3 protein-coding genes and 1 pseudogene are annotated in these 3,663 nt (G+C 66.8%); 3 read left to right on the top strand and 1 reads right to left on the bottom strand.

The annotated features are described in order from the left end of the window. A partial coding sequence (locus tag ACLP9N_RS31210) for a DUF2267 domain-containing protein (protein WP_442411002.1) occupies positions 1-280 on the top strand: 280 nt, incomplete at its 5' end. A gap of 182 nt (positions 281-462) precedes the next feature. Here the strand turns inward: ACLP9N_RS31210 and ACLP9N_RS31205 are convergent. Then, positions 463-1,584, bottom strand: a complete 1,122-nt coding sequence (locus ACLP9N_RS31205) for a VIT1/CCC1 transporter family protein (protein ID WP_442411003.1) — start codon at positions 1,582-1,584, stop codon at positions 463-465. Positions 1,585-1,617: 33 nt separating this feature from the next. Between ACLP9N_RS31205 and ACLP9N_RS31200 the strand changes: the two genes are divergently transcribed. Both ACLP9N_RS31200 and ACLP9N_RS31195 read left to right on the top strand, forming a co-directional pair. Next, complete coding sequence (locus tag ACLP9N_RS31200; RefSeq protein ID WP_442411001.1) at positions 1,618-1,776, top strand: hypothetical protein; 159 nt, start codon at positions 1,618-1,620, stop codon at positions 1,774-1,776. A gap of 78 nt (positions 1,777-1,854) precedes the next feature. Next, positions 1,855-3,663 (top strand): annotated as a pseudogene (locus ACLP9N_RS31195) (ATP-binding protein); the annotation flags it as partial.

The raw sequence follows: 3,663 nt of genomic DNA, 5'->3' as shown, positions 1-3,663 counted from the left end.
CACCGTGGAGGCGAGCGCCCACTTTGCGGCTCAGCTACCCGACCTGATCAGGGGCATCTTCTACGCGGGCTGGAATCCCAGCGCCGTCCCCGAGATGTACGACGCCGAGGCCTACGCTGCGCGGTTCGCCCGTGAGGCGATCATCACCCTCGACGACGTCGGGAAGGCGGCTGCGGCGACCACCGCAGCCGTATTGCATCATCTCCCGCCTCCCCAGATGGACAAGGCCCTGGATCAGCTCCCCAGAGAAATCCGCACCCTGCTGCAAGCCCAGCGGTGAACTTGCTCAGAAAACGGCGGCACCTACGCGGCTGACGGATCTACAACAGGCGCCGACGCCACTCTGCCCTCGGTATGATTAGCCCGGCCGACTTCGAAGATCGACTCAATCAGTGGCCACCCACCACCTTGGCGCCGTGGGATGCAAGCGGCAACAAGCTAACTCACGGGCGAAGCCCGCTGCTAGCCGAGGCCGGTGCCGAACAGCAGGCCCACCAGGTAGGTGATAGTGGCGGCGCCGTAGCCGATGAGCAGCTGGCGCAGTGCTCGCCGAACTGGCGGTCCGCCGGACAGCAGGCCAACTATAGCGCCGGTGGCCAGCAATGCGGTTCCGACGAGGGTGGAGGCCACGACAAGCGCGAGGGCGCCTTGGAGGCCGAAGAGGTAGGGCAGGACGGGGATCAGGGCGCCGGAGGCGAAGAAGCAGAAGCTGGCGAGCCCGGCCCTGAGGCCGGTGCCGATCGCTTCGTGCTCGTCGGTGTTCGTTGCGGCCGCGCGTGGGTGCCCGGTGATACCCAAAGTGTGGTTTCCGAGGACCTCGGTGGCGTACGCGGTAGCCTCCGATGCGCTCATGCCGCGAGCCCGGTAGACCAGGGCCAACTCGTTGGCGTCGACGTCGAGTTGGGGCAGCGCGGTGCGCGCTTCGGGGTTGGGGGCGGACGCTTCCAGCAATTCGCGTTGCGAGCGCACGGAGACGTATTCCCCCGCTCCCATCGACAGGGATCCGGCGAGCAGCCCGGCCATACCGGTGATGAGCACGGTGTGGTTGGACACCCCGCTGGCGCTGATACCCAGGACCAGGGCGAGGTTGGTGGTCAGGCCGTCGTTGGCGCCGAATACCGCGGCCCGGAAGCTGCCCGAAAGGCGGTTGCGGCCTCGGGTGGCCAGGGCGCGGACGACTTCCTCGTGAATACGCTCATCTGCCGCCATAGTGGGGGTGGCGTCGACATCGACGTTATACGTCGAGCGGGCCTCCGCCCGCTGGGCGAGGGCCAGGACGAACACCGACCCGAAGTGCCGCGCCAAAAAGCCCAGAATGCGGCTGCGAAGATTACTCCGGCGGGGCTTGTCGACCTGCTCGCCGAGCAGAGTCCGCCAGTACTGTTCGTGGCGGCCCTCGGCGGCGGCCAGGGCCAGCAGGATGTCTCGCTCTTCCCCGGAGCGCCGCCCCGCCAGATCGCGGTACACATCCGCCTCGGCCCGTTCATCGGCCAAATGCTGGCGCCAGCGGCGTAGATCAGACGGGTTCGGGCGCGCATCCTCGGACACGACAGCGCGCTCATCCGGTGTCTTGCGGCGAAACATTCTGTTGCTGCCCATCAAGGAAATCATTCCCGGTTGACGGGCGCGACGTCACAGCCACGGACGAAAGACACCGGAGCATTGCCTACGGCGAGGCCCTCGATCGAGGCCGAGAGGCTCAGCCCCGAGGTCGTCGCCTTCGAGGAGGACCTGCGCGCCCGCCTCGGCGAGCGGGCCAAGCCTCCCGCCCGCTGACCCCCGAGGCTCCCTCCCTCACGGCCTATCCTTAGAGAACCCTGGAAAGGCTGGGGCCTGGGATCGGCGGAGGGTCGGGTGACGGCCATAGCAGCGTGCCGGACGTGTGGCACTGAGCCTTTAGAGCACGCCCGGTTTTGTCACGGCTGTGGCTCACCAGTCAAAGACGGCGATACCCGGGCGGAGTACAAGCAGGTGACGGTGCTCTTCGCCGATGTTGTTCATTCGATGGACATCGCCGCAACCGTCGGGCCCGAACGACTCCGCGAGATCATGGCCGACCTCGCTGACCGCTGTGCCGCAGTTGTAGAGCGCTACGGCGGCACGGTCGACAAGTTCACGGGTGACGGAATCATGGCCGTGTTCGGCGCGCCGGTGGCGTTGGAGGACCACGCGGTTCGTGCCTGTCTTGCGGCGCTGGGCATCCAGGAGGAGACCGGCTGGCCGCTGAGGTCAAAGACCGGGACGGTATCGACCTGCGGTTGCGCGTCGGGCTGAACTCAGGCCAAGTGATTGCGGGTGAGATCGGTTCAGGCTCTTTCGGATACACCACAATCGGTGAGCAAGTCGGCATGGCGCAGCGGATGGAATCGGTGGCCCCGCCGGGTGGGGTGATGCTCAGCGCGTCGACAGCGCGACTGGTTGATGGGGCTGCGACTCTCGGCGGACCGGAGGTGGTCCGCATCAAGGGTGTCGAGGAACCGGTGCCTGCCCGGCGGCTGTTGAGTGTGTCGGACCGGGATCGGTCTGTTGCCGCTTCTCAGTCGGCTCTTGTGGGTCGGCGCTGGGAGATGTCCGCTGTCGAGGGCTTGTTGGACCGCGCTGTCGACGGCCATGGCGCGGTGGTCGCCGTGGTGGGGTCACCGGGCATTGGTAAGAGCCGTCTGGTGCGAGAGGTCACCGCGATGGCCGCCGCTCGCGGTGTGGACGTTTTCAGCGCCTACTGCGAATCGCACACCAGCGACATTGCCTTCCACGTCGTGGCACAGCTGCTGCGTGCCGCCTTCGGTGTGCGTGGCCTGGATGCCCCGGCTGCTCGTGAGCGAGTGCGCTCGCAGGTGCCGGATGCAGACCCCGAGGACCTCGTGCTCTTCGACGATCTACTGGGCATCGGGGACCCTAAGGTGGAGTTACCCAAGATTGATCCGGATGCCCGGCGGCGGCGGCTGACCGCCTTGGTCAACACCGCCTCGCTGGCCCGAAAGTCCCCGGCGGTCTACGTCATTGAGGACGCGCACTGGATCGATGAGGTCAGCGAGTCGATGCTGGCCGAGTTTCTGGCGGTGATCCCGCAGACGCCCTCGCTGGTGCTGGTCACTTACCGCCCCGAATACTCCGGCCTCCTGAGCCGGGTGAGCGGTGCGCCGAGCATCGCCCTGGCCCCGCTCAGCGATTCCGAGACCGGCGCACTGGTCTCGCAACTGGTCGGGCCGGACCCCTCAGTCACCGTCTTGGCCACCTTGATTGTCGAGAGGGCCGCCGGGAACCCCTTTTTCGCCGAGGAGATCGTCCGCGAGCTGGCCGAGCGGGGTGTGCTGCAGGGACACACCGGCGGATACGTGTCGACCGCAGATGTCGGTGAGGTCAGCATGCCCGCCACGGTGCAGGCCACCATCGCCGCCCGTATCGACCGGCTGAACCCTAAAGCGAAACGCACCCTGAACGCTGCGGCGGTCATCGGCTCGAAGTTCAGCCGGGACCTGCTCGACACACTGGGCGTCGAACCCGTCGTGGAGGACCTCGTGAGGGGCCAGTTCCTCGACCAGATCACCTTCACCCGAGATCCCGAATACGTGTTCCACCACCCGCTGATCCGCACTGTGGCCTATGAATCCCAGCTGAAATCCGATCGCGCCGAGTTGCATCGGCGGCTGGCCGCCGCGATCG

Origin of the sequence: Mycobacterium sp. (assembly GCF_052144515.1) — a bacterium.
In the GTDB taxonomy this organism is placed as follows: Bacteria; Actinomycetota; Actinomycetes; order Mycobacteriales; family Mycobacteriaceae; genus Mycobacterium.
The sequence above is the reverse complement of the archived record's forward strand: the minus strand, read 5'-3'. Positions and strand labels throughout refer to the sequence as shown.